The sequence below is a fragment of the Streptomyces sp. NPDC101132 genome, from assembly GCF_044759225.1.
Lineage (GTDB): Bacteria > Actinomycetota > Actinomycetes > Streptomycetales > Streptomycetaceae > Streptomyces.
Window position 1 is genome coordinate 313262 of record NZ_JBIVYX010000002.1, and the last position, 25496, is coordinate 338757.

At 74.6% G+C, this 25496-nt stretch carries 19 protein-coding genes; 15 read left to right on the plus strand and 4 right to left on the minus strand.

The genetic code is table 11. From position 1 onward, the window contains the following. Window positions 1-12: 12 nt before the first annotated feature. Complete coding sequence (locus ACIQUR_RS05680) at window positions 13-2073, minus strand: serine hydrolase (protein WP_403658784.1); 2061 nt, start codon at window positions 2071-2073, stop codon at window positions 13-15. A 139-nt stretch (window positions 2074-2212) separates the two neighbouring features. Here ACIQUR_RS05680 and ACIQUR_RS05685 point away from each other — a divergent pair, with 139 nt between their 5' ends. From ACIQUR_RS05685 to ACIQUR_RS05750, 14 genes are all read left to right on the plus strand, one after another. Next, window positions 2213-3007, plus strand: coding sequence for a DUF4157 domain-containing protein (locus tag ACIQUR_RS05685; RefSeq protein ID WP_403658787.1), 795 nt, complete (start codon window positions 2213-2215; stop codon window positions 3005-3007). A gap of 104 nt (window positions 3008-3111) precedes the next feature. Further along, window positions 3112-6810, plus strand: a complete 3699-nt coding sequence (locus tag ACIQUR_RS05690) for a hypothetical protein (RefSeq protein WP_403658790.1) — start codon at window positions 3112-3114, stop codon at window positions 6808-6810. A gap of 174 nt (window positions 6811-6984) precedes the next feature. After that, a complete protein-coding gene (locus tag ACIQUR_RS05695) occupies window positions 6985-8571 on the plus strand; it encodes a phage tail sheath family protein (protein WP_403658793.1) in 1587 nt (528 codons plus the stop codon). Between the two features lie 37 nt (window positions 8572-8608). Then, entirely contained in the window at window positions 8609-9052 is a 444-nt protein-coding gene (locus ACIQUR_RS05700; protein WP_403658796.1) for a phage tail protein, read from the plus strand. 31 nt (window positions 9053-9083) lie between these two features. Continuing rightward, window positions 9084-9584, plus strand: a complete 501-nt coding sequence (locus ACIQUR_RS05705) for a hypothetical protein (RefSeq protein WP_403658799.1) — start codon at window positions 9084-9086, stop codon at window positions 9582-9584. Continuing rightward, on the plus strand, window positions 9581-9739 hold the full coding sequence (locus ACIQUR_RS05710) for a DUF6760 family protein (RefSeq protein WP_399957716.1): 159 nt from the start codon (window positions 9581-9583) through the stop codon (window positions 9737-9739). Before ACIQUR_RS05705 ends, ACIQUR_RS05710 begins: the two co-directional genes overlap by 4 nt. A 570-nt stretch (window positions 9740-10309) precedes the next feature. Then, on the plus strand, window positions 10310-12658 hold the full coding sequence (locus ACIQUR_RS05715; RefSeq protein WP_403658802.1) for a hypothetical protein: 2349 nt from the start codon (window positions 10310-10312) through the stop codon (window positions 12656-12658). Window positions 12659-12682: 24 nt separating this feature from the next. Further along, window positions 12683-13123: a phage tail protein gene (locus ACIQUR_RS05720; protein ID WP_403658805.1), complete on the plus strand. Its 441-nt coding sequence runs from the start codon at window positions 12683-12685 to the stop codon at window positions 13121-13123. A gap of 2 nt (window positions 13124-13125) precedes the next feature. Continuing rightward, window positions 13126-13917, plus strand: coding sequence for a LysM peptidoglycan-binding domain-containing protein (locus ACIQUR_RS05725; RefSeq protein ID WP_403658808.1), 792 nt, complete (start codon window positions 13126-13128; stop codon window positions 13915-13917). 45 nt (window positions 13918-13962) lie between these two features. Further along, the gene (locus tag ACIQUR_RS05730) at window positions 13963-15816 is read left to right on the plus strand and encodes a VgrG-related protein (protein ID WP_403658811.1); all 1854 of its coding nucleotides are present in this window, start codon (window positions 13963-13965) and stop codon (window positions 15814-15816) included. A gap of 62 nt (window positions 15817-15878) precedes the next feature. Further along, on the plus strand, window positions 15879-16160 hold the full coding sequence (locus ACIQUR_RS05735; RefSeq protein ID WP_403658814.1) for a PAAR domain-containing protein: 282 nt from the start codon (window positions 15879-15881) through the stop codon (window positions 16158-16160). Between the two features lie 6 nt (window positions 16161-16166). Beyond that, window positions 16167-16598: a GPW/gp25 family protein gene (locus ACIQUR_RS05740; RefSeq protein WP_403658817.1), complete on the plus strand. Its 432-nt coding sequence runs from the start codon at window positions 16167-16169 to the stop codon at window positions 16596-16598. Then, window positions 16595-18544: a putative baseplate assembly protein gene (locus ACIQUR_RS05745; RefSeq protein ID WP_403658820.1), complete on the plus strand. Its 1950-nt coding sequence runs from the start codon at window positions 16595-16597 to the stop codon at window positions 18542-18544. Before ACIQUR_RS05740 ends, ACIQUR_RS05745 begins: the two co-directional genes overlap by 4 nt. Before the next feature lie 88 nt (window positions 18545-18632). After that, window positions 18633-19211, plus strand: coding sequence for a phage tail protein (locus ACIQUR_RS05750; RefSeq protein WP_403658823.1), 579 nt, complete (start codon window positions 18633-18635; stop codon window positions 19209-19211). 3 nt (window positions 19212-19214) lie between these two features. Here the strand turns inward: ACIQUR_RS05750 and ACIQUR_RS05755 are convergent, their stop codons facing one another. Together ACIQUR_RS05755 and ACIQUR_RS05760 are read right to left on the minus strand one after the other, a co-directional pair. Next, entirely contained in the window at window positions 19215-21311 is a 2097-nt protein-coding gene (locus tag ACIQUR_RS05755) for an FG-GAP repeat domain-containing protein (RefSeq protein WP_403658826.1), read from the minus strand. 306 nt (window positions 21312-21617) lie between these two features. Further along, entirely contained in the window at window positions 21618-22478 is an 861-nt protein-coding gene (locus ACIQUR_RS05760) for a TIGR03619 family F420-dependent LLM class oxidoreductase (RefSeq protein WP_403658829.1), read from the minus strand. 186 nt (window positions 22479-22664) lie between these two features. Between ACIQUR_RS05760 and ACIQUR_RS05765 the strand changes: the two genes are divergently transcribed. Continuing rightward, window positions 22665-24293: a BTAD domain-containing putative transcriptional regulator gene (locus ACIQUR_RS05765; protein ID WP_403658832.1), complete on the plus strand. Its 1629-nt coding sequence runs from the start codon at window positions 22665-22667 to the stop codon at window positions 24291-24293. 60 nt (window positions 24294-24353) lie between these two features. On the opposite strand, the gene ACIQUR_RS05770 is transcribed toward ACIQUR_RS05765, so the two are convergent. After that, complete coding sequence (locus ACIQUR_RS05770; protein WP_403658835.1) at window positions 24354-25163, minus strand: NADase-type glycan-binding domain-containing protein; 810 nt, start codon at window positions 25161-25163, stop codon at window positions 24354-24356. Window positions 25164-25496: the final 333 nt, after the last annotated feature.

Here is a 25496-nt window from a genome sequence, read left to right on the forward strand (position 1 = left end):
GGGCGAGCGGGGTCAGGAGCCGGACGGGCTGGGCGTCGACGTCGACGGCGCCTGGTTGGCCGCGGGCAGGAAGTACACGTGCTTCGGCGACACGACCTGGGTGATGGCCTGGCCGAACAGGGTGGTCGGCTCCTGCCCCTGGTACGTGATGTCGGTGTTGATCAGCACGACGATCGTGGCGTCCGGCCCGGGCAGGTAGATCGTCAGGGACTCGTACCCCGGCAGCGAGCCGTTGTGCCCGATCCAGCCCTGGACGTTGAAGATGCCCAGCCCGTAGTAGGCGCCCGGGATGGTGGTCGGCGGCGCCTGGAGCCGCTGTGCCTGCGTGGCGGGCGTCAGCAGGGTGCCGGTGGCGACCACCCTGGCCCAGCGCGTCAGGTCGTCCAGCGTGGAGATCATGGCGCCGGCCGCCCAGCCCCAGGAGGGGTTCCAGTCGGTCGAGTTCTCGACCTTCCCGCTCAGGGTCTGGTTCGTGTAGCCCTGGGCGTGCGGCGAGGGGAAGGCGGCGTTCGTCGGGAAGGTGGTGCGGTCGAGGCCGGCGCGCTCCGCGACGTCCTGCTCGATGACCTCGTCGAGCGGGCGGCCGGTGATCTTCTCGACGACCAGGCCCAGCAGGATGAGGTTGGTGTTGCAGTAGTCGAATCGCGCCCCGGGCTGGAACGAAACGGGGTGCTTGAAGGAGTAGTCGAGCAGTTCCTGCGGGGTGAAGGGCCGGTCCGGGTTGCCGAAGAAGGCCTTCTGGAAGTCCGGGTCGAGCGAGTAGTTGTACAGGCCGCTGCGCATGCCCGCGAGGTTCCGCAGGGTGATCTTGTCGCCGTTCGGCACGTCGTCGATGTACTTCGAGATCGGGTCGTCGAGGCCGATCTTCTTCTGGTCGACCAGCTCCAGCATGGCGGTGACCGTGAAGGTCTTGGTCTCGCTGCCGATGCGCATGTACAGGTTCGGGGTCATCGGCTGGCCGGTGGACTTGTCGGCGACGCCGAACGTCTTCACGTACGTGCCCTTGCCGGGCGCCGAGACGTGCACGATGACGCCGGGGACGCTCGCCTCGCGCATCACGCGCCGGATCTCGGCGTCGAGTTGGCGCATGACCTCGGGGGTGAGGGTCGTGAAGTCGCCGTCGGGAACGTCGGAGGAGGAGTCGGCCGGTACCGCGGAGGCGGCCGCGGAGGGCGGGAGACCGGTCGCGGTCTGCGCCGACGCGCTTCCCGCGGTCGCGGTCACGGCCGGTACGGCCAGCAGTCCGGCCGCCACGGCGGCCGGCCAGGTCCTGCGCAGACGCTTTCCCCAGTACCGCACGGCGGTCTCCTCTCCACCAGGGACAGGGCTCCGTCCTCCAGCGTAGGCACGCCCGTCGCGAGGCCGCACGACGAGCCGGTCACCGCTGGTCGGGGGCCCGCCAGAGCAGCGTGTAGCGCCAGAAGAGCCCCGCCGCAGCCGCGCCCCGGGCAGCAGCCGGCGGGCCCGCCCGGCGACCTCGGCGAAGGTCATGGCGGCCGGCCGGGTCGGCGCGGTCATGGCGACGGGCCGCGGCCCGGGGCGCCCGCGGTGCCTCGCCCAGCCGACGGCCGGATTGAGCAACAGGGAGGCGAGGCCGAGTGCGTGGTCCACGGGGCGGGCCTCGCGCGCCAGGCCCACCACCACCAGGGTGCCGCCCGGGGCGAGTTCGCGCCGGAGCCGGACCAGGGTCTCGGTGAACGGGAGGTGGTGCAGGGCGGCGACGCAGGTGATGACGTCGTACGGGCCCGCGGGGACCGCGCCGGGCGCGCTGCCCGGCGTGTAGCGGATGCGGGAGGCGCCGGGGGAGCCGTCGGTGAGGGCGCGGGCCCGGGCCACGACCGCCGGGTCCGCGTCGACGCCGTCCACCGACCCGGCCCGGCGGGCCAGCAGCCGCACGAGGTCGCCGGTGCCGCAGCCGACGTCCAGCGCCCGGCCGAAGCGGTCGGGGAGCTGCCGCAGGATCCAGGGGTGGTAGTGGGCGTTGTGGTCCCAGGGGTGGGCGGCGTTGAAGCGGTGCAGGGCGTCGACGACCGCGGCGAGGGCGGGGCGGGAGGGGAGTGGTGTGCCGGGCATGGGGCCATCCCAGCAGGGGCGGCGTAAGGGAGGGGTAGGGGGACTGCCTCAAAGGGCAGGAAGGCGTGCCCTCTTGGGGCCGCGCGGGTGAAGGCCCCGGCGGGCGGGCGGCGGGATCGTGGTCCGGGGAGGCGACGACATGCGTGAACACGAGCACGACGGCGAGTGCTCCGAGGGCCCCCGGCCCAGGACGGAGCAGGACCAGGACCGTGCCCCGGACGCGCTGCTGCTCAAGGCGGCGGCGGGCGGACGGGCCGACGTACTCGGCCCCGGCGGCATGCTGCGCCTCCAGCGGGCGCTCGGGAACCGCGCCGCCTCGGCCTCCGTGCAGCGCTCCTCCGTGCACGGCGTCGTCGGCTCCGGCGGTCAGGCGCTGGACCCGGAGGTGCGGGCCGACATGGAGGCCCGGCTCGGCCACGACTTCGGCGACGTACGCGTCCACACCGACGGTGCCGCGCACGACTCGGCCAAGGAGGTCGGCGCCCACGCCTACACCGTCGGTTCGCACGTCGTCTTCCAGCGCGACGCCTACGACCCCGGCTCCCACCAGGGCCGCACCACACTCGCCCACGAGCTGACGCACGTCGTGCAGCAGCGCTCCGGTCCCGTCGACGGCACCGAGACCGCCGGGGGCATCAAGGTCAGCGACCCGGGCGACCGCTTCGAGCGGGAGGCGGTGGCCAACGCCGAGCGCGTGATGGCGGCCCCGGCGCCGGTGCAGGCGGTACGCGAGACCGGCGGCGGTCCGGCGGCCGGAACCGGCACGGTGGCGGCCGTACAGCGCGACGCGGAGAAGCCGGTGCAGCGTGACGCCGAGGAGCCGGTGCAGCGCGATGCCGAGGAGGGCGTCGAGGAAGCCCCGGCCGTGCAGGGGCTGTTCCTTCAGCGGGCCGGGGCCGAGGAGGCCGAAGAGGACGAGGCGCCGGCGGAGTGAAGGCCGCCGCGGACCGCTCCCCGGGTGACGAGCCGGTACGGGACGGCGCCGGACCGCGGCGTCCCGTACAGTCCGGCACGCCCGCCGGGGCACGCCCGCGGCCCGTGGACGCCCGTACGCTCCAGCGCCTCCAGGCGCGCGCGGGGAACGCGGCGGTGTCCCGGCTGGTGGCGAAGCCGGCCGCCGGTACCGGACCCGCCGCCGGGACCGGGCCCGCGGCGGGGTCCGTCACCGCAGCCGCCGCCGGGACGGCCGCCCCCGCGCGGGCGCCGGACGCGGAGCAGGCGCGGGACGCCGGTCCCGTCGTACAGCGGCTCGACTCCCTGCCCGCACCGCCCGGCGGGCTGACCCCCGCCACCGACCCGCGCTTCAAGCGGGTCGCGGACGACCTCCGTGCCAAGAAGGCGGTGCTCACCAGGCACCCCACCGCCGCCTCGCAGGCCAAGGCCGCCCAGGACGCAGCCAAGCCGCCCGCCGACGACAAGGAGGCCCAGGCCAAGCAGGCCCAGGCGGGCGAGATGGGCGCGGCGAAGCCCGGCACCTTCGACAAGGCCGCCTTCATCGCGGCCGTGTCGGCGGCCATCGCCGCCAAGGCGCCCAAGACCCTGGACGAGGCCGACAAGTTCACCGGCTCCGGGAAGACGGACGACATCAAGTCCCAGGTCTCCGGCCAGGTCAAAGCGGGCAAGGAGGGCTCCGCCAAGGACATCACCGACAAGACCAGGGCGGCCCCGGACCCGTCGAAGGCCGTGGAGAAGCCGGTCACCCCGCTGCCCGGGCAGCCGGCCCCGCCGACGCTCGCGCCGCCCGACCCCAAGGCGGCGTCGGTGGCCCCCGCCCCGGCCGCGCAGACCGATCTGAGCACGGGGCCCAAGGAGACCGACGGCATGCTGGCGGAGGCCAAGGTCACCCCGGACATGCTGGCGAACTCCAACGAGGAGCAGTTCAAGCAGACCCTGGACGCCAAGAAGGAGGCCGACACCCACGCGGCCACCGCCCCCCGGCAGTTCCGGGCGGCGGAGGCGGCCCGGATCGCCGCCGAGCAGGGCGGCGCCGCCGCGGCCGGGCCGGCCGGGGTGCAGGCGATGACGGCGGCCCGGGCGGGTGCGGCGCAGCAGGTGGCGTCGGGGCAGGGCGCGGCGCAGTCGAAGGAGGAGCGGGAGCGGGCGCGGGTCGCGGCCGAGATCAAGGGGATCTTCGACGCGACGAAGAAGGAGGTCGAGGACCTCCTCGGGGCCCTGGACACGGAGGTGGACCAGGCCTTCGACGCGGGCCAGAAGGCGGCCAAGGCGGCCTTCGACGCCGACCACCAGGCCAAGATGAAGGCCTGGAAGGACGAGCGGTACTCCGGCATCACGGGCGCGGCCCGCTGGGTGGCGGACGCGGTGCTGGACCCGCCGCCCCGCGCCAACCAGATCTTCGCGGAGGCGCGCGGCGTCTACGAGCGCGAGATGCGCAACGTCATCTCGAACATCGCGGACCTCATCGGCAAGCGGCTCGCCGACGCCACGAGCAGGATCGCGCAGGGCCGGCAGAAGATCGCCGAGAAGGTCGCCGAACAGCCCAGGAGCCTGAGGCAGTTCGCGCAGCAGGCGGCGAACGACATCGGGGGCGAGTTCTCCGCCCTGGAGTCCTCGGTCGCGGAGAAGTCGCAGTCCCTGGCGCAGGACCTCGCGGACCGGTACGTCGCGGCGCGCGACGAGCTGGACAAGGAGATCGAGGCCCTCCAGGAGGCGAACAAGGGCCTGCTGAGCAAGGCGAAGGACGCGGTCGCGGGCACGGTCGAGACGGTCCTGAAGCTGAAGGACATGCTGCTGGGCGTGCTGGCCCGGGCGGCCGGCGCCATCGACAAGATCATCGCGAATCCGGTCGGCTTCCTCGGCAACCTGGTGAACGCCGTCAAGGCCGGCGTCATGGGCTTCGCGTCCCGCATCGGCGAACACCTGAAGAACGGCCTGAAGCAGTGGCTGTTCGGCCAGCTCTCGGCGGGCGGCATCGAGATCCCGGAGACCTTCGACGCCAAGGGGATCATCCGGCTGATCCTCTCCATCCTGGGCCTCACCTGGTCGAACATCCGCACGCGGATCGTGGCGCAGATCGGCGAGCCGGCGATGAAGGCCCTGGAGACCACCTTCGAGATGGTCCAGGTGCTGGTGACGGAGGGGGTGGGCGGCCTCTGGAAGTGGATCGTGGACAAGCTGTCCGACCTGAAGGACACGGTCGTCGGCGCGATCAAGGACTTCGTGATCGAGAAGATCGTCACGGCCGGCATCACGTGGATCGTCTCGCTGCTGAACCCGGCGTCCGCCTTCGTGCGGGCCTGCAAGGCGATCTACGACGTGGTGATGTTCTTCGTGAACCGCGCGGCGCAGATCAAGTCCTTCGTGGACTCGGTGCTCGACTCGGTCGAGGGCATCGCGAGCGGCGGCGGGGGCGGCGTCCCCGCCCTGATCGAGGGCGCGCTCTCCAAGGCGATCCCGGTGGTCCTGGACTTCCTGGCGAGCCTGCTGGGCCTGGGCGGCATCTCGGCCAAGATCAAGGAGATCCTGACCAAGGTCCAGGCCCCGGTGATGAAGGCCGTCGACTGGGTGGTCGGCAAGATCGCGGGCGCGGGCAGGAAGCTCCTCCGCAAGCTGAAGTCGAAGGCCCAGGGCGGCGACGACTCCCCGGAGGGCAAACAGGCCCGCCTGGACAAGGCGATGGCGGCCGCCTTGCGCGCGGTCAACGCGCTGCCGGGCCGGGACATCCCGAAGGCCGTCATGACGCCGGTGCTGGCGGCCATCCGCATGCGGTACGGGCTGAGCAGGCTGGAAGCCGTCAAGGACGGGGACTTCTGGGCCATCGAGGGAAAGGTCAACCCGGACAAGCGGGAGCGCAGCAACAAGGGCAGCAAGGGCAACGCGGCCGTCATGGACCTGGCGCGCACGGACATGACGACCAAGGGGGCCCTGGCGAACTCGATCAAGGCGCTGCGGGCGCAGGCCCTCCAGATCAAGGCGACGCACGGTCTCGACCGCGCGGTCGTGAAGAAGGACCACCCGAAGTACTGGGTCGAACTGAAGAAGGGCACCAGCCTGGCCAACCTCGACTTCCACGGTGTCCTGGTCCACCAGGGCGGCAGGGGCGCCGCCGGAGCGGCCGCCCCGGGCCCCCACCAGTCCCTCTCGCCGCGGGAGACCGACCGGGACGGGAAGGCGATCACCGTCCACGCCCAGGCCCACATCGTGTTCGCCGGGGACCTGGAGGCCCGTCACCTGCCGCGGCCGCTGCTGGTGAACGGCCGGACGCGCGACGAGGCGGCCGCCGAGCACGGCGGCACCGGCTTCGAGTTCACCCCCGAGGCCGCCCGTACGGCCTCGGCGGGCCGGGGCGAGTACAACAAGGACGAGGCGCTGCTGCGCACGTGGAACATCGGCGAAGGCCAGCGGGACAACCATGCCAGCCATGCCGAGGGACAGGTGGTCAGCTGGCTCGAGGGCGTCGCGTCCAGGGGCGGCCCCGCCGTCAAGTCCATACACCTCCGGGTGAGCGGCAAGTTCGAGCCCTGCGTGCAGTGCTCCAACGTGCTGCGCAGCCTGCTCGCCAACCTCCGCAGGACGCAGGGGGCGCCGGTGGCCTCGACGCTCGACTACGGCGAGGTGAAGAACCCCTACCGCTCCGACGACAAGGGCAACATCTCGGGATTCCGGTCCGGCCCCGGCGGCGAGCGGGACCGGGCCGACGCCCATGAGGAGTGGGGCCAACGCATCACGCCCGCGGGCGTGCTCGGCGAGGACACCGAGATCACCATCCGCTTCCACTGACCCGGGTCGCCGCGCGGGCCGGCGCGGACAGGAACAGCGAGACACGGCGGAAGCCACCTGGTTTGCCCGAAGGGGCAGATCGGGATTCCCCGGCGGCCGTACGGGAGGTCATGACCCGCCACCCGGCCCGGGCGGAAGGTGGGGGCGACCGTCACGTCCCAGGGGAGGGCCCGGATGCCGTCGTACAAGTCGCCAGGCGTCTACGTCGAAGAGGTCGAGGCCGGCTCGCGCCCGATCGAGGGCGTCGGCACCGCCGTCGCCGCGTTCGTCGGACTGGCCGCGGCGGGCCCGTACAACGCCCCGACCCTGGTGACGAACTGGTCCCAGTTCACCAGCACCTTCGGCGACTTCATCGAGGGCTCCTACCTCGCCCACGCCGTCTACGGCTACTTCCTGAACGGCGGCGGCACCTGCTACGTCGTCCGCGTCGGCGGCACCGGTGACGAGCCCGCTCCCCCCGCGGCCGTACCGGCCCCCGCCTCCGCCGCCGGCAAACGCGGCAAGGCCGCCCTGCCCGCCGGCCCCCGCGCCGCCCTCGGCGGCTTCCAGGTCGCGGCCCTGGAGGGCACCGGCGAGGGCATCAGCGTCGAGGTCGCCAACGCCCCCGGCGACTCCCCCGCGGAGGACGCCTTCACGCTGAACGTCAAGCGGGGCGACCGCGTCGAGGAGACCTGGGAGGTCTCCGCCAAGCGCAGCCAGCGCAACTACGTCGTCACGCTCGTCCGGGAGCGGTCCCGCCTGGTGCTCGTCGAGGACGCCGGCCCGGCCCAGGCCCTGGCCCGCCCCGAGAACCAGACCGTCGAGCTGCCTCCGGCACCGGCCCCGGCCGTGCCCGCCGTCCCCGTCTCGGCGAGCCCCGGCGACTACATCGGCAGCGCCGACGAGCGGACCGGGTTCGCCGGGCTGGAGACCATCGACGAGATCACCATGCTGGCCGTCCCCGACCTGATGAGCGCGTACCAGCAGGGCGCGCTCGACGCGGAGGGCGTGAAGGCCGTACAGCTCGCGATGATCGCCCACTGCGAGCTGATGGGGAACCGCGTCGCGATCATCGACCCGCTGCCCGGCCTCTCCCCGCAGCGGGTGAAGGAGTGGCGGATGGTGGGCGCGGGCTACGACTCCAAGTACGCGGCCCTCTACTACCCCTGGATCAAGGTGGCCGACCCGGCCGCCCCGAACCAGATGAAGTTCATCCCGCCGAGCGGCGCGATGGCCGGCGTGTGGGCGCGCAACGACGCGAGCCGCGGCGTGCACAAGGCGCCGGCCAACGAGGTGGTCCGGGGGGCCGTGGACCTCGCCGTGCACCTGACCAAGGGCGAGCAGGACCTGCTCAACCCGAACGGCGTCAACTGCATCCGCGCCTTCCCCGGCCGCGGCATCCGGGTCTGGGGCGCACGCACCCTCTCCTCCGACCCGGCCTGGCGGTACCTCAACGTCCGCCGGCTCTTCAACTACATCGAGGACTCGATCCTCATCGGCACCCAGTGGGTCGTCTTCGAACCGAACGACGAGGCGCTCTGGGCCCGGATCCGCCGCACGATCTCGGCGTTCCTCGTCAACGAATGGCGCCGGGGCGCGCTGTTCGGGCTCACGCCCGACGAGGCGTTCTACGTCAAGTGCGACCGCGAGACCAACCCCGCGGAGGGCATCGACGCCGGCGAGGTGGTCTGCGAGATCGGCATCGCGCCGGTCAAGCCGGCCGAGTTCGTCATCTTCCGGCTCGCCCAGTTCTCGGGCGGCACCAGCCTCGTCAACGAGTGAGTCAGAGCCAGCTACTTGAGGGGTTAGGGGTACTGCAGTGGCGCTTCCCGACATGGACACCTCCGTCGGTCACTCCTTCGGGCTGGAGATCGACGGCGTCGTGATCAAGCAGATCAACGAGGTGACGGGCCTGAAGATGGAGCAGGACGTCATCGAGCTGAAGCAGAACACGGCCGACGGCAAATACGTGATCAAGAAACTGCCGGGCCGCGCGAAGGCCGGCGAGGTCACGCTGACCCGCGGCCTCACGGCCGACAACAGCTTCGAGAAATGGATCAAGGACGCCCGCTTCGGCAAGATGGCCACCGCCCGCAAGGGCGGCGCGATCATCGTCTTCGACTACGAAGGCGTGCCGATCAAGCGGTACACCCTGGTCAACGCCTGGCCGAAGAGCCTGGAGATCAGCTCGCTGAAGGCCGGCGACACGAGCGTGCTGACCGAGAAGCTCGTCATCACCTACGAGCAGATGGATGTGGCGTGACGGGCTGGGCGCGCTGGGGGTGCGTGCGCTGATGCGTCGACAGTTTGCGCCCGAGCCTGGTCCGGGGGCCCAGGAGGGGCCGTTCGCCGGGTCAGCGCGGGGGGCGGCCGGGGCGGCCGGGGCGGCCGCCGTGCCGGAGGCCGTCGCGCCCGTACGCGAGACCATGCGGACCGAGTTCACCTTCGAGCTGCCGCGCGGGTACGTGGACGGGGCGGGCCAGGTCCACCGTACGGGCGTCATGCGGCTGGCCACCGCCCGCGACGAGCTCGTACCGCTGCGGGACGATCGGGTGCGCGAGAACCCGGCGTACCTGTCGGTGGTGCTGCTGGGGCGGGTGGTGGAGCGGATCGGTTCCGTGACCGACGTCCACGCCGGGGTCATCGAGGACCTCTTCGCCTCCGACCTGGCCTTCCTCCAGGACTTCTACCGGCGGATCAACGCCGAGGGGCACACACGGGCCCAGGTCACCTGCCCCTCCTGCGCCACCGGCTTCGCGGTCGACCTGGCAGGTGGGCGCCTGGGGGAATCGTGACGTACGCGACGGACGCCCTGTACGACGAAGTCGCGTACATCGCCTACCACTTCCACTGGGGCATGGACCCGATCCTGGACCTGGAGCACGCGGAGCGCCGCCGGTACGTCGACCGGATCGCCCGCCTGAACCGCCAGGCGTCCGGAGGACGGTGAGCCGTGGGGATGTGGGGGTGGCTCAGGGGACGGTTCTCGGCCGAGGGCTCCTCGGGGGGCGAGGCGGGTGCGGGTGCGGGCGGTGCGGGTCCGGATGCCGGTGCGGGTGGTGCGGGTCCGGATGCCGGGGCCGGTGTCGGTGTGGTCGCTCGCGAGGCGGGTGGCGGCTGGCGCGAACTGCCGGTGCAGCGCCTGACGTTCGGTACGCCGGGGCTCGTGACGGACCCTGCGGGGTTCGGTCCCGGGCTGGCCAGCTGGCAGAACCCCTCCCTGTCGCGCGCGCTGGGTCACGCCGTGACGCCGGAGGCGCCGTCGGGGGTGGTGCACGGGGTCGCGGAGCCGCTGCCGCCCGCGCCGACGGCCGTCCAGCGGTGGGCGGCCCCGGGGTCGGGGGGTACGGCTCACGGGGCGCCGGTGGCGGGTGGTGCTGGGGGTTCTGCGGGGTCTGGGGCTTCCTTGGAGGCCGGGGCCAGGGCCGGGGCCGGGGCTCGGGGCCGGGCGTCTGCGTCGGCTGATGTGCGGGTGCGGGTGCAGCGTGCGGCGGAGCTTCCGGGCGGCGAGGGGCCCGAAGTGCCGGGTGCGCAGGCGCCGGAGGACTCGGGAGGTGCGCCGGAGGCGGTGCCGGACGTGGCCGGGCTGCCGGTGCAGCGGGCCGCCGGGGTGCCGGATGCCGACGGGCCCCCGCTGCGGCCCGGTGCCGCGGTGCCGGATGCGCCCCTGCTGGGTGGGCGCGCGCCGGTGGGCGTCGTGGGCGGGACCGTGGCGGAGACCGGGGAGGGTTCCGGTGCCGGGGCGGACGGTGGGCGCGTGGTGGTGCCGGCCGAGCCGCCGGAGCCGGTGTTCACCGTGGCCCGGGCGGTGGAGCTGCCGTTGCGGCGGCTGCCGGTCGCGCCACTGCCGTCGGTCCCGTCGGTGCCGTCGGTCCGTGAGGCGGCTGCGGGCGCGGTGGCGGAGCTGCCGGCGGCCGTTGCCGGGGACGGGGTGTCCGCTCCGGCTGCCGAGACCGGTGGGGCGGAGCCGGCCGTGCCGTCGGTGCAGCGCACGGCCGGGGTGCCGGACGCGCCCCGTGCGGCCGGGGTGCCTGCTGTGCCGCGGGTTGCGGGCCCGTCGGTCCCGCCCGCGCCCGAAGTGCGGCCCCTGGTCGGGGAGCGGATGCCGGCCGTGGAGGCGGAGGCGCCGGTCCAGCGTGCGACCGGTGGTGCCGATGTGCCGGAGGGCGGGGGGCTGAGTGGCATGCCCTTGGCTTCTCCTCCGGGTCCGGTTCCCGTGCCGGGCCCGCCCGTGTCCGCCGGTGCGGACGCGCTGCCGGTGCAGCGGACCGTGCCGGACGAGGACGTGGAGCCGGGGCCCGTGGATGCGCCCGGGCCGGGGGCCGTGCGTGAGCCGGAGGTGCGCCCGCTGCTCGGGGAGCAGCCGATGGTGCCCGCGGTGGCCGGCCCGGAGGGCGGTGCGGACTCGGGTACGCCGCCGCTCAGGGGTGCGGGTACGGAGGCCGGCTTCCCGGTGCCGCCCGTCGGACCCGGGCCCGCGGTGCCCGTACAGCGGGGGGACGGGACCGTACCGCCGGTGCAGCGCGAGACCCGGCCCGAGGCTCGGGTGCGGCACGAGACGGGCCCCGAGCCGACGGTGCGGCGCGCCTTCCAGGCACCGGAACCCGAGGTACGGGAGACGTACGGGCCGCCCGTGCCCGTACCCCCGTACGCCGACCCGGGCGCACCCGCACCCGCCGCAGCCGCCGCACCCGTACAGCGGTCGGCGACGGACGAGGACATCCCGCCCGAGGTACGGCCCCTGCTGGGCGAGCGCGGCTTCGAGCCGGTGAGCGGCGACCGGGACCCGGGACCGGCAACGGCCCCGCACCCGCCCGCCCCCGGAACCGGCACCCCGGCCCCCGCGCCCCCCGCTCCGGTCCAGCGCACCACCCGCCGACCCGGCCTCGGCGCCCCCCTGCCCGCGGTACCTGCGGTCCAGCGCACCACCGCCCCCGGGGCCCCCGCCCGCCCCCGCACCGGACGCATCGGCGCCCCGCTCCCGCAGGTCCCCGCCCCGGCACTCCAGCGCTCCCAGGACCCGGCCCCCCTCCCGTCGGCGGCCCCCGCCCCGGAAGCCGCGCCGCAAGCCCCCGGCGGCCGCGCCCCGCACCCGGCAGTACCGGCAGCCGCCACCTCCACCTCTCCGGGAGCACCTCCCACCCCGGCACCGCCCGTCCCGCCGGCGGCACCCGCCGCCCCCCTCCCGGTGGTCCCCGCCCTCCCGCTCCAGCGGACCCCGCCCCTGGTCCCGCGGCCGACGGACGACCCGGTCGCAGGGCTGGTCGGCGACCGCCCCCTGGAACTCCACGCCGCCCCGGCACCCGAACACCCCGCACCGGGAGCCCCCGCTCCGGACCCCGCGGAACCCGTGGTCGTACCGGTCACCTGGAGCACCCCGGGGGCCCAGGGGGCCCCCGGCACGCTCCAGCGCAGCACCGCCCCCGAGCGGACCACGACCGCCCCGCTGCCCCCCACATCCGCACCCACACCCACAACGCTCGCGAGCCCCCTGCGCCCCGCAAGCCCCCTGAGCCCCGCGGCGCCCACCACCCCGGAATCCACGGCCCCGGCCCCGGCCTTCATCTGGACGCCCACCCTCCAGCGCGAGCCCGACGACGCCGCACCCGCACCCGCACCCGCACCGACACCCCCACCCACACCGCCCACCCCGGAACCCACCCCGGAACCCGCGACGGCAGCCCCACCACCCAACGCCCCACCCAACGCCCCACCCAACGCCCCACCCAACCCACCCCCCAACGCACCCCCCAAGGAATCCACCGACGAACTGGTCCGCCGCCTCATCGGCCCGCTGAGCCGCCTGCTCCGCGCCGAACTCCGCCTGGACCGCGAACGCGCCGGCCTCCGCATCGACCCCCGCCACTGACCGCCACACGAGGGAAACAACGACATGGCCCGAGACCCCGACCCCGCCGTCAGCGTCTGCTTCATGGTCGAGATCGACAACATCAGCCTCGGCGCGTTCAACAGCTGCGAGGGCCTCGGCTGCGAGGTCGTCATGGAGCAGCGCGAGGAGGGCGGCAACAACGGCTACGTCTGGCAGCTCCCCTCCCGCATCAAGTTCTCGAACATCAAGCTCAGCCGCCCCGTCACCAAGGACACCGAGAAGGTCACAGCCTGGCTCTCCGGCATGATCAACGGCGTCGCCCGCAAGACCGCGCACATCAGCGCCATGACGGTCGACGGCACGGTCGTGGCCCGCTGGAGCCTGATGGACGTCGTGCCGGTGCGCTGGACCGGGCCGCAGCTGAACCCCGAGACGGTCAAGGTCGCCACCGAGACCCTGGAGATCGCGCACCACGGCTTCCTCAACGCGGGCGGGGGCAAGTAGCCATGGCGCCGCCGCCCGGACAGCCCGTCGCGTTCATCGCCTCCGCCCCGCCGGCGGCCCCGTCCAACGACCCGAACGGCAACGGCGCGAGCGGCTCCCGCCCCAAGCTGGAGCGGGCCTACCTGGAGCTGCGCCAGCCGCCCGCCGACGGCGGCACGACCACGCCCGGGCCACGGATGGGGCGGATCGACTTCCAGTTCAACCCCAAGGAGCTGACCCTCGCCAAGACGGCGAAGTGGGAGCGCAAGACCGCCAAGGGGGCCAAGAAGGCCGGGCCCGCGGAGTTCAAGGGGGCCGGTCCCTCCAAGCTGACGCTGGAGATGTTCTTCGACGCGACCGGCGTGCAGGACGACCGGGTCGTGAAGTCGGTCGAGGAGCTGCTGGGCTGCTGCGTGCCGACGGACCAGACCCACCAGAAGCAGCAGGGCGTGCCGCCGTGGGTGATCTTCCACTGGGGCGGGCTCACCGGCTTCGTCGGGTACGTCAGCCAGGTCCAGGCGAAGTACACGCTGTTCACCCCGGGCGGCCTGCCGATCCGGGCCACCTGCCAGGTCACCCTGGAGGAGATCAGCGGCCCGATGCCCGGCCAGAACCCCACCTCGGGCGCGCTGGCCGCGCGGCGCGTGCACCGGGTGGTCACCGGTGACACGCTCGCGCTGCTGGCCTGGCGGGAGTACGGGGACCCGGCGGCCTGGCGGGACATCGCCGAGGCCAACGGCATCGACGACCCGATGCGGCTCCCCCCGGGCACGGAACTCCTCCTCCCGGGGGCCGAGGAACTCGGCGCGCGGTGACCGTACGCATGCAGACCTCCGCCACGACCCCAGGGAGAAGCCCCCATGGCCGGTGAGACCTTCGCCAACACCCTCGCGGTCGAGGTGAACGGCCGACCCCTGCCCGCGCCCGTCGCCGAGACCATCGTGTCCGCGTACGTCGACGACAGCACCCAGCTGCCCGACCTCTTCCTCATCCGGTTCCGCGACCCGCACCACCTCGTCCTGGAGCAGACCGGCATCACCATCGGCACCGGGATGAAGCTCTTCGCCCGCTCCGGCGACGACCCGCAGCGCGTGCTCCTGGTGTCCGGCGAGGTCACCGCCGTCGAGATCGACTTGGACGCCACCGGCACCTTCACGGTGGTCCGCGGCCTGGACCACGCGCACCGCTTCTTCCGCGGCCGGAAGGTCGCCGGGTACCGGCAGATGACCGCCTCCGACATCGCCGTCCAGGTGGCCCGCAGGGCCGGGCTGCCGGTCGGGCAGGTCGACGCGACGACGACGGTGTACGAGCACGTGGCGCAGCCCGGGGTCACCGACTGGGAGTTCCTGCACCGGCTCGCCGACCTGGCCGGTGCGGAGGTCGCCGTGGTGGACGGGAAGTTCGTGTTCCGGGTGCCGGCGAAGGCCTCCGCTGCCCCCGCCACCTCCACCCGGCCGCAGGCCAGCCCGTACGTCCTGGAGTTCGGCCGGAACCTGCTCCGCTGCCACGCCTCCGTGACCGCGGCCGACCAGGTCCAGCAGGTCGAGGTGCGGGGCTGGGACGTGCAGGCGAAGGCGGCGGTGGTGGGGCGGGCCCCGGCGGACCGGAGCGACCGGCTGCAGCTCGGGCTGACCCCGGGGCAGGCGGCCGATCCGTTCGGCAGGGCGGTGTTCCTGGCCACGGACACCCCGTACGGCACCCAGGCGGAGGCCGACCAGGCGGCGAAGGCGCTGGCCGCGGACCTGGCGGCGAGCTTCGCGGAGCTGGACGCGGTGGCGATGGGCATCCCGCAGCTGCGGGCCGGCACGGCGGTGACCCTGGCGAACGTCGGCAAGCCCTTCGAGGGCAAGTACACGGTCTCCGCGAGCCGGCACGTCTTCGACCCCGACACCGGCTACCAGACCTGGCTGACCGTGGGCGGCCGGTCCAACCGGTCGCTGTACGGGCTGGCCTCGGGCGGCTCCGGCGGCCTGGCGCAGGACCGGATCGGGGGCCTGGTCAACGCGACCGTCACCGACACCCGCGACCCGGAGGACCGGGGCCGGGTGAAGCTGGCCTTCCCCTGGCTGTCGGGCGAGTACGTGAGCGACTGGGCCCGTACGGCGGGCGCGGGCGGCAAGGGCGGCGGCGGGGTGTTCGGGCCGGAGGTGGGCGACGAGGTGCTGGTCGGCTTCGAGCAGGGCCGGGTCGACCACCCGTACGTCGTCGGCGGGCTCTACAACGGCCAGGACAAGCCCTCGCAGCACGAGGGGCCGCTCGTGGACTCCACCAGCGGCAAGACCAACCGGCGCTCCCTGGTGACCCGTACGGGCAACCGGCTGGAGCTGCTGGACGCGGCCAACGGCCCCAAGGGCGTCCGGCTGGCCACCGGGGACGGCAAGCTCACCCTCCACCTCGACCAGAAGGCCACCTCCGTCGTCGTGCACAGCGACGGCAAGGTCGAGATCACGGCCAAGGAGAAGGTCACCGTCAAGGCGGACCAGGGCATCAGCGTGGACGCGGGCACCGGGAAGCTCGAACTCTCCGGCCAGTCCGTCTCCGTGACCGCGAAGACCGGGGTGGAGGTCGACGGCGGCGCGGGCGCGCTGAACCTCAGGACGAACGGCCAGGTGGACGTCAAGGGCACCACCGTCGGCGTCAACGGCCAGGCCAGCACCGAGATCAAGGGCGGGGCGAGCTGCTCGATCAGCGCCGCGCTCGTCCGCATCAACTGACACGTCCGAGAACACGTCCGAGAACACGTCCGAGAACACGTCCGAGAAGAGGAGTTGTAGGCATGCCCCCTGCCGCGCGTGTAGGCGACCCCACCGGGCACCCCGGGGTCATCGGGCCGCCCGGGGTCCCCACCGTGCTCATCGGCGGGCTGCCCGCGGCCGTCGTGTCGACCCCGCACATCTGCTCCTTCCCGCCCCCGGCCGTCCACCCGCCGAGCGTGATCGCCCCGCCCGGCTGCCCGACCGTGCTGATCGGCGGCATGCCCGCCGCCCGGATGGGCGACATGTCCGCGTGCGGGGCGCCGGTCATCATGGGCGCGGTCAACGTGCTGATCGGCGGGTGAGCGGGCGTGGGCGAGCAGTTCATCGGCGCGGGCTGGGGCTTCCCGGTACGCACGGACGCGACCGGCGCGGTCGCGCTGGTCGGCGGGGACGTGGAGATCGAGGAGAGCATGCGGCTGATCCTCGGCACCGCGCCCGGGGAGCGGCCCATGCGGCCGCAGTTCGGGTGCGCGATCCACGACTTCGTCTTCGCGCCGGCCGACGCGGCGACCGCCGCGCACATCGCGTACGAGGTGCGGCTGTCACTGGAGCGCTGGGAGCCCCGGATCGAGCTGGTCGACGTGTCGGTCACCTTCGACTCGGGCGACGAGGGCACCCTCTACATCGACGTCCGGTACGCGCTGCGCGGTACCAACGACCCGCGGAACCTGGTCTTCCCGTTCTACGTGATCCCGGAGCACGAGGCGGACGGCGGCCCGGAGGGTGCGGTGACGGGATGAGCCTGCCCCAGCCCAACCTGGACGACCGCCGCTTCCAGGACCTCGTCGACGAGGCCAAGCGGATGGTCCAGCAGCGCTGCCCGGAGTGGAGCGACCACAACGTCTCCGACCCGGGCGTCACGCTGATCGAGGCCTTCGCGCACATGACGGACCAGTTGATCTACCGGCTGAACCGGGTGCCCGACAAGAACCACCTCGCCTTCCTCGACCTGATCGGCCTCACCCTCTACCCGCCCGCCGCCGCCCGGACCGACGTGACCTTCTGGCTCTCGGCGCCCCAGCCGGAGACCGTCCTGGTCCGCGAGGGCACCGAGGTGGCCACCCACCGCACCGAGACCGAGGAGGCCGTGGTCTTCTCGACCGCCGTCGACCTGGCCGTCGTCCCCGTCGAACTCGCCGTCCTGGCCACGCAGTCCGCCGAGCCGGGCGCCCCGGCGGCCGAGCGCGGGCCCGAGCTGGCCGGCGGGCGGGGCGTGCCGTGCTTCCAGCCGGTGCCGCGGCCGGGGGACGCGCTGCTGTTCGGCCTGTCCCGGCCCGCGCCGGCCTGCGTGGTGGCGCTCCGGCTGGACTTCCCGGTGGCCGGCCACGGCATCGACCCCGAGGACCCGCCGCTGCGCTGGGAGGCGTGGACCGGCGAGGAGTGGACGCGCTGCGAGGTCGACCGGGACGGCAGCGGAGGCTTCAACCGCCCCGGGGACGTGCTGGTCCAGCTGCCGCCCGGCCACACCGCGTCCGTCGAGGCCCGGACCCGGGCGGGCTGGCTGCGCTGCGTGGTCACCGACCGGGTGCCGGGGCGGCGCGCGTACTCGGCGACGCCGGAGCTGCTGGCGGCCGAGGCGTTCACCGTCGGCGGGACCGCGCCCGCGCTGCACGCGGAGCGGCTGGGCGAGGAACTGCTGGGCGTCTCCGAGGGCGTGCCCGGGCAGGTGTTCCGGCTGGACCGGGCGCCCGTGGTCGAGGGCGGGCCGCCGTTCGTGGTCGAGACACCCGGTCGCGAGGGCGCCTGGGAGAGCTGGGAGGTGGTGCCCCACTTCGCCGAGTCGGGGGAGCGGAGCCGGCACGTGCGGCTCGACCGGGCCACCGGCGAGGTCTCCTTCGGGCCCGCGGTACGGGAGCCCGACGGGCGGCTGCGGCAGTACGGGGCGGTGCCCGCCAAGGGGGTGCCGGTCCGGGTGCGCGCGTACCTGGCGGGCGGCGGCCGCCGGGGCAACGTGGCCCGGCGCGCGCTGTCGGTGCTGCGCAGCTCCATCCCGTACGTCGCCCGGGTGGAGAACCGCCGGGCCGCCTCCGGGGGCGTGGACGGCGAGGACGTGGCCAACGCGCGGCTGCGGGGGGCGCTGGCGCTGCGCAGCCGGGAGCGGGCGGTGACGGCCGAGGACTACGAGTACCTCGCCCGGCAGGCCGCCCCGCAGGTGGCGCGGGTGCGCTGCGTGGACGCGGGCGGTGGCGGGGTGCGGGTGCTGCTGGTGCCGGCGGCCGAGGACGACGGGGAGGGGCAGCTGGAGTTCGGGCAGCTGTTCTGTCCGCCGGCCCTGCTGGCGAAGGTGTCGGGGCAGCTGGACGAGCGGCGGATGCTGGGCACCCGGCTGGTCGTGGAGCCGCCGTACTACCAGGGCGTGACGGTGGTGGCCGAACTGCTCGCCGCGCCCGGCCTGTCGCGGGCGCGGGTGCGGCGGGACGCCCTCGCGGCGCTCTACCGGTATCTCAACCCGGTGACCGGCGGCCCGGACGGCCGCGGCTGGCCCTTCGGGCGGGCCGTGCACAGCGGGGAGGTGTACGCGGTGCTCCAGCAGGTGCCGGGGGTGGACGCGGTGGAGGGCGTCCTGCTGTTCCCGGCCGACATGGAGACCCTGCGCCGGCTGGACCAGGTGGAGCGGGTCCCCCTGGACGCGGGCTCGCTGGTCTTCTCGTACGACCACCAGATCCGCGTGGACGGCGGCCGGTGACGGCGGCAACCCCCGCGCGCGAGCGGCACACCGGGGCCGGGGCCGCCGCGACCACGACCGCTGAAACGACGACCGGCAGGGGGTCGTCGTGAGCGGGCGGCGGCTGGTGCCCGGGCTGGTGTCGCGGTACCCGCTGGGCGCACAGCTGCCCGCCGTGTACGCGGACGACGACAACGCCCAGCGGATCACGGAGGGCCTGGACGAGGTGCTGGCGCCGGTGCTGGCCGTACTGGACTGCCTGCCCGCCTACCTCGACCCGCGCCTGGCACCCGAGGACTTCCGCGCGCTGCTCGGGGCGTGGGTGGGCGCGGAGGGCCCCGAGGTCGCGGGAGCGGTACGCGGCCACGCCCGCCGCGGCACGGCCGAAGGCCTGGCGGAGGGCATCCGCCGGGCCTTCGGGGTGGAACCGGAGATCCAGGAGAGCGGCGCGGCCACCTGGTCGGCCACCGCCCGCACCCCGCTGCCGGGGGCGGACCGCCCGTACCTCACGGTCCGCCTGCGCGTCCCGGACCCGTCGGCCTTCGACACGGCCGCGGTCACGGCGTACATAGACCGCAACCGCCCGGTCCACCTCCCGTTCCGCGTGGAGGTCGTCCCCCTCCCGCCGAGACCCCCGGCCCCACCCCCCACCCCGGCCCCGCCCGACCCGCCCGACCCGCGCCGCTGACGGCTAGGAGATGCGGACGAACTCCAGCGAGGCGGCGCTGCCCAGCGCCGTGCGGCCGCCGAACCCGCCGGTGCCGTTGCCCGGATTGACCCAGGGGTGCCCGGTGGTGTCCCGGGAGACCAGGTCCGGCTTGCCGTCCCCGGTCACGTCGAGGCCGCCGACGACGTCCTTGTAGGAGGTGCCCCAGTCCTTGAAGACCAGGGCCCGCGGCTTGAAGGTGCCCCGGCCCGTGCCGCCGAGGCGCCAGAGCTCGTTCGAGGAGTCCAGGCCGAGCAGGTCCGCGCGGCCGTCGCGGTCCAGGTCGCCGCCGGCGATCAGCTTCTCGTACCCCTTCCAGGCGGACGCGGCCTTCACACGGGCGGCGAAGCCGCCCTTGCCGTCGTTGGCGTACACGTAGACGTCGCCGGTGGCGGCGGACCGGGCCAGCAGGTCGGCCCTGCCGTCGCCGGTCAGGTCGCCCGGCGAGACGACGGCGTCGTAGCCGCTCCAGTCCGACGAGATCCTCCGGTACGCGGAGCCGGGCGAGGGCAGGCCGCCGCAGACCGGCGTGTGGATCCGGGCCTCGCCGCCCGGCAGCCGGACGAACACGTCGTTGCAGCGGTCGCCGTCGAGGTCGCCGAAGGGCAGCACCAGCGTGCCTTTGGGCCAGCCGGGCACGGTGTGCGCGGTGGTGACGCCCTTGGCGCCCGGCTTGAGGACCTTCAGGTTGCCGTTGGTGGACAGCCCGAGGAGGTCGGCTCTGCCGTCGTCCGTGAAGTCGCGCCCTGCGGGCAGCGCGCGGGGGAGAGTGCTCGCGGTGAACGGGACTGCTCCGGCGTGGCCGGGCACGATCAGCTCGAAGTAGACGTACGGGAGGCCCTTCCCGTCACTGCCCAGTGCGAGCTTGCGGTTGTGCTGGCCCTTGCCGTTGTTCAGCACGGTCGGCGCCGCCCAGCTGCCGTTCCTGTACGTGGAGGTCTTGGCGAGCCAGGGGCCGCTGCTGCCCTGGGACCACGCGACGACCACGGAGCCGTCCGGACCGGGCGTGCTGCGCATCGTCCCGCTGACGGCATGCGTGTCGGGGAAGCGCTGGCCGGTGGTCCACCGGCCGGTGGCCGCCGAGCGGACCCGGTAGAAGGGCTTGCCGTCCGCCCCGACGACGAACACATCGCCGTTGGGCAGGACGACCGGGGCGTTCGCCCGGGCGGAGTTCCCCGCGCCGATCGCCTCCGCGGCACCCCAGGCGGTTGCTCCGGCGGCCTTGCGCCCGTACCGGAATCCGGCCTGGTTCTGCCAGACCATGTGGAAGCCGCCCTTGGGGTGGGCGGTGGCGCGGACGTCCGTGGGCTCTGCGCCGAGCGCCAGGTCGGCGGGCTTGCCCCAGCCGGCGGCGGTGTTCTCGATGGCCCGGTACTGCCGGGTGTACGTGCCGTCCGGCCGGCTGATCCGGGCGTCCCAGGTGACCAGGGCGGTGCCGTCGGCGGCGACGGCGAGGGAGAGGTCGGCCGTGCCGCGGGTGACGCCGTACGTGTCGATCATGACCGGCTCGGACCAGCCGCCGTCGGCCGTGCGTTCGGCCGCCCAGATGCCCTTGTTGGCGTACCAGGCGGCCATGACCCGCCCCGCGCCGTTGCCGGCGACCACGGGCTTGGGGCTGTTCAGGGTGTGGACCCACTCCTCCCCGGATGAGAACTGTGTCGCCCCGGGCGCGAGCATCGCCGTCCTGAGGCGGTTCCAGTGGCTGTCCGACCTGTCGAGCCAGGTGAGCTGGACCGAGCCGTCGGGGAGTGCGAAGAGCTTGACCTCCCACCAGTTCTCCAGCGGCGGGTGGAAGCCCGTGTTCTGCCAGCCGCTGGCGCCGGGCCGGCGGATCATGACGCCGACACCGTCGAGCACCACCTGCGTGCCGTCCTTGGTGACCACGGCGGTGCCGGGGTCGGCGTGCCCCTGGAAGGTGGCGGGTGTTCCCCAAGGGCCGTGCTGTGCCGGGACGGTGGCCGCCGCGGAGGCCCCCGGGGGCGTGGCCGCCCCGGCGACGGCCGGCGCCGGGCCGGCCACGGCGGCGGCCGCGATCAGGGCGGCCAGGCAGCGCCTGGAGCGTGCAGGGACGGGCAGTTGCATGTTTCCCCCATGGCGAAAAGACGATCAGTCCGCAGGGGAGACATGCGGCGAAGGCCTGAGGTTGTACGGCGGTCCGCGCCGGTGGTGGGGGGCGGGCGGACGGACCGCCGGGCGGGGCACGGCGTTGGGTGGGGCACGGCGTTGGGCGGGGGCGCGGCGTTGGGTGGAGCGCGGCGTTGGGTGGGGGCACGGCGTTGGGTGGGGCACGGCGTTGGGCGGGGGCACGGCGTTGGGTGGGGCACGGCGTTGGGCGGGAGCGCGGCGTTGGGTGGGGCGCGGTGCCGGGTCCTGCGCCCCCGGAACCCGTCAGAGGTACTGCGCCAGCTCGTCCAGGGCCCGCAGTACCTCCGGCTCCTCCGCCGACGGGAGCTGGGCCACCACCTCCCCGATGCCCAGGTCCGCGAAGTGGGCCAGCTTCCCGGCCGTCGGGTGGACGGCGTACGGGACCACCTGGAGGTCCTTCGGGTCTCGCCCGGCCCGCTCCCAGACCGTGCGCAGCACCGGCAGCGACTCGGTCAGGCCCCGGCCGCCGATCGGCATCCAGCCGTCCGTGTACTCGGCGATGTGCGCGAACAGCTTCGGCCCGGCCGCGCCGCCGAGGAGGGTACGCGGGCCGTGCAGCGGGGCGCCCCCGGGCAGCACGCGCGCGGCCCGGGCCGGCTTGGGGAAGGCCGCGGAAGCCCGTACCGAGCCGAACTCCCCTTCGTAGGCCGTCGGTTCGGGGGCCCACAGGGCCCGCATCAGGGCCATCCGGTCGCGCACCAGCTCCCGCCGCGTGCGCCACTCGACGCCGTGGTCGGCGGCCTCCTCGGCGTTCCAGCCGTAGCCGAGGCCGAGCGTGAAGCGGCCGCCGGAGAGGTGGTCGAGGGTGGCGATGCCCTTCGCCAGGTCGATCGGGTCGTGCTGGGCGACCAGGGTGATCCCGGTGCCGAGGGCGATCCGCTCGGTCACGGCGGCGGCCTGGCCCAGCGCCACGAACGCGTCCAGCGTGCGCCCGTACTGCTCCGGCAGCTCCCCGCCCATCGGTGCGGGCGACTCCCGGCTGACCGGGATGTGGGTGTGCTCGGGGAGGTAGAGGCCGTCGAAACCGCGCTGCTCCAACGCGCGGGCGAGGCGTACCGGGGTGATGGTCCGGTCGGTCAGGAAGATCGTGGTGGCGATGCGCACGTGCTGACACCTCCGTCGGCTGGGGAGTCGGCTGGGGGAGCACACAACGTACGGGGTGCGCGTGCAATTGCCGAGAGGGGCGCAGGTGTTGTCAGCCGTGCGCCGATTAGGTAATGAGTTACTCATCCATTGCGGAGAGTGAGCACCAATCCTTGACCTGCTCGTCGGCGGGGGAGGAGGTCATCGATGACCGTGCGGGACCGGCTCGTGCCCGGACTGATCGGCGGGGCCGCGCCGTTGGCGCTCCTGGTCGCGCCCGCCGGGTACGGCAAGACCACCCTGCTCACCCAGGCGGCCGCCGCCTTCGCCGGCAAGGTGCTGCACTGGCACCCCTGCCGGGACACCCGCGGCGCGCCCGCGCTGCTGGGCCGGCTGGGCCGCCGGCTGGAGATCCCCGACCCGCCCGAGCAGGTGACCGTCGAGTCCGTGCTGCTGGCCGTGGAGCGGTACGCGGAGCCGGTGCTGCTGATCGTCGACGACGTCCACCTGGTGCACGGCAGCCCGGCCGAGGGGGTGCTGGAGGAGCTGGCACGGCTGGCCCCGGAGAACCTCCGGCTGGTGCTGGCCGGCCGGCGGATGCCCGCGCTGAGCCTGGCCCGGGCGGAACTTGCCGACACCCAGGTGTTCACCGCGCTGGACCTGCGGCTGCGGGACGCGGAGATCGCCCGTGCCTTCCCCGACGCGAGCGGGGAGCTGGCGGAGCTGACCGGGGGCTGGCCCGCCGTGCTGCGGCTGAGCGCGCCGCTGGTGCTGGCGGGGCGTGACCCGCTGGGTTCCGGCGCGCTGCGCACGTACCTGGAGCGGGAGGTGCTGGGCGGCCTCCCGTCCGGCTTCGCCGTCGAGGCGCCGGAGGCGCTGGAGGAGTACGGGATGACGGCCGTGCCGCTGCTGCGGGCGTTCGCGGAGCGGGTACGGGGTTCCGGGGGGCCGGGCGCTCCGGGGGGCCTGGGGGCTCCCGGAGCCCCGGGGACGGCGGATGTCCCGGGCGGCCTCGGCGCCTCCGGCGTGCCGGGGGACCTCGGCGGGCCCGGGGGACGGGAGGCGGCGGGTGGTGCCGGCCACAGGTCCTGTGCCGGGGCGGTACGGGCCCCGGCCGCCCCCCTGTCGGTGCGCTGCTTCCGGCGGTACGAGGCGACGCTGGGCGGGCAGGCGCTGGACTGGTCCGCGACGCGTCCCCGGGTGCGCACGCTGGCCCGGCTGATGTCCGTACACGCCGGACGGCCGGTCCACCGCGAGGAGTTGATGGCCGCCCTGTGGCCCGAGAGCCCGGCGCGCACCGCGGGGCGCGGGCTGCAGGTCGCGGTGTCGGCGCTGCGTACCTTCCTGGAGCCGGGTACGGGCCGGGGGCGGGCGCAGGTGCTGGTGCGCCAGGGGGAGGCGTACATGCTGGTCCTCGACCCCGGCGGCAGTTCCGACGTACAGGCCTTCGAGTCGGCCGTGGGGGAGGGGCTGCGGGCCGCGGCGCGGGGCGAGGCCGACCGGGCGGCGGCCGCGCTCGGCCAGGCCCTGCGGCTCTACACCGGCGAACTGCTGCCGGAGGACGGGCCGGCGGAGTGGGTGGTGCCGATCCGCGAGCGGTACCGCGTCCAGGCGGTCCAGGCCGCGCAGGTGCTGGCGGAGGTGGAACTCGGCCGGGGCCGTGCGGAGGCGGCGGTGGCCGCGGCCTCCCACGCCCTGGCCGTGGACCCGTTCCAGGACGCCGTCTGGCGGCTCCTGATCGCCGCCCACCTCCGTGCCGGTGACCCGGTGGCGGCCCGCCAGGCGGAGCGCCGCCACGCCCGCATGCTGGACTCCCTGGGCGTACCCTCCCCCTGACCGGCACCCGGTACGGGACCCGCACCCGGTACGGGACCGGCACCCGGCACGGGACCCGCGTCACCGGCGTTTGAAGAACTCGGCCTCCGCCAGGGCCACCCGCTTCGCGGGCCCCGTCCCATAGGCGGACCGCACCGTCAGGCGGACCCGCACCGCATCGCTCACCGGCACGTGAAAGGTCTGCTTGCCCGGCTCGTCCGCGACGCGAAGCGTCTTCGTCGTGACCTTCCCGTCCCCCGCCGTCACGGCGACCAGCACCTCCCGCGGCCGCCCCTGCGTCAGGAACCGCTCGGCGACCGGCGCGACGCCGGGGTACAGGACCAGGTCGACCAGCCGTACCGGCTCCGCGAAGACGGCCTCCAGGAACTCCCCCTCCCCGCCCCCCGGTTCGGCGGGCGCCCAGTAGCGGTCCGTCGTGCCGTCCACGGCCAGGGAGGCCGGATGACCCTCCTGGGCGCTGGAGGCCGTGACCTTCACCGCGTGCACCTGCTCGGTCTTCGAGGTGCGGTCGCGTACGGATTCCAGTGCCTCCCCCGCGTGGGAGCGCAGCGCGTACCCGACGCCCAGCACCACGGCGATCACGATCAGCGGCACGAGGCAGCCGGGCCGCCGCCACTGCCGCCGCGCCGGCCGGTCGCCGGCGTTCGGCTGCTGCTGCGGGCGGCGCGTGAACAGCCGCTTCCACCAGGGGGGTTTCGGCACCGCCCGGGCGTCGACCAGGGAGGATCCGCAGCTCCGGCAGAAGCGGCGGGTGGGGATGTTGCCTGCGCCGCACTGCCCGCAGATCAGGTCGCCCGCCTGCGGCGGCGGTTCGTCGCGCTGCCGCTCGCGGTGCGCGGGCGTGGGGCGCGGGTCGGCGGTGGGCTGCACGGCGCGCAGGGGCTCGTGCGTGGGCCGGGGAGGGGCGGCCGGGGCGCCGGGACCGGGCAAGGGACGGCCGGCGCCGCTGCCCGAGCCGGGCCCCGGGCTTCCGGCCCCGCCCCCGGAGCCCCCGGACGCGCCAGAGCCAGAGCCAGAGCCCGTACCCGGCCCCGTACCCGGACCCGCCCCCGCCCCTCCACTCGGCACCCCCGCACCAGACCCCCCAGAGCCACCAGACCCCCCAGAGCCACCAGAGCCCCCAGAGCCACCAGAGCCCCCAGCCCCCTCAGACCCCCCGGCCGGCGTGCCCTCGAACTTCAGGAACGCTCCGCAGTTGCCGCA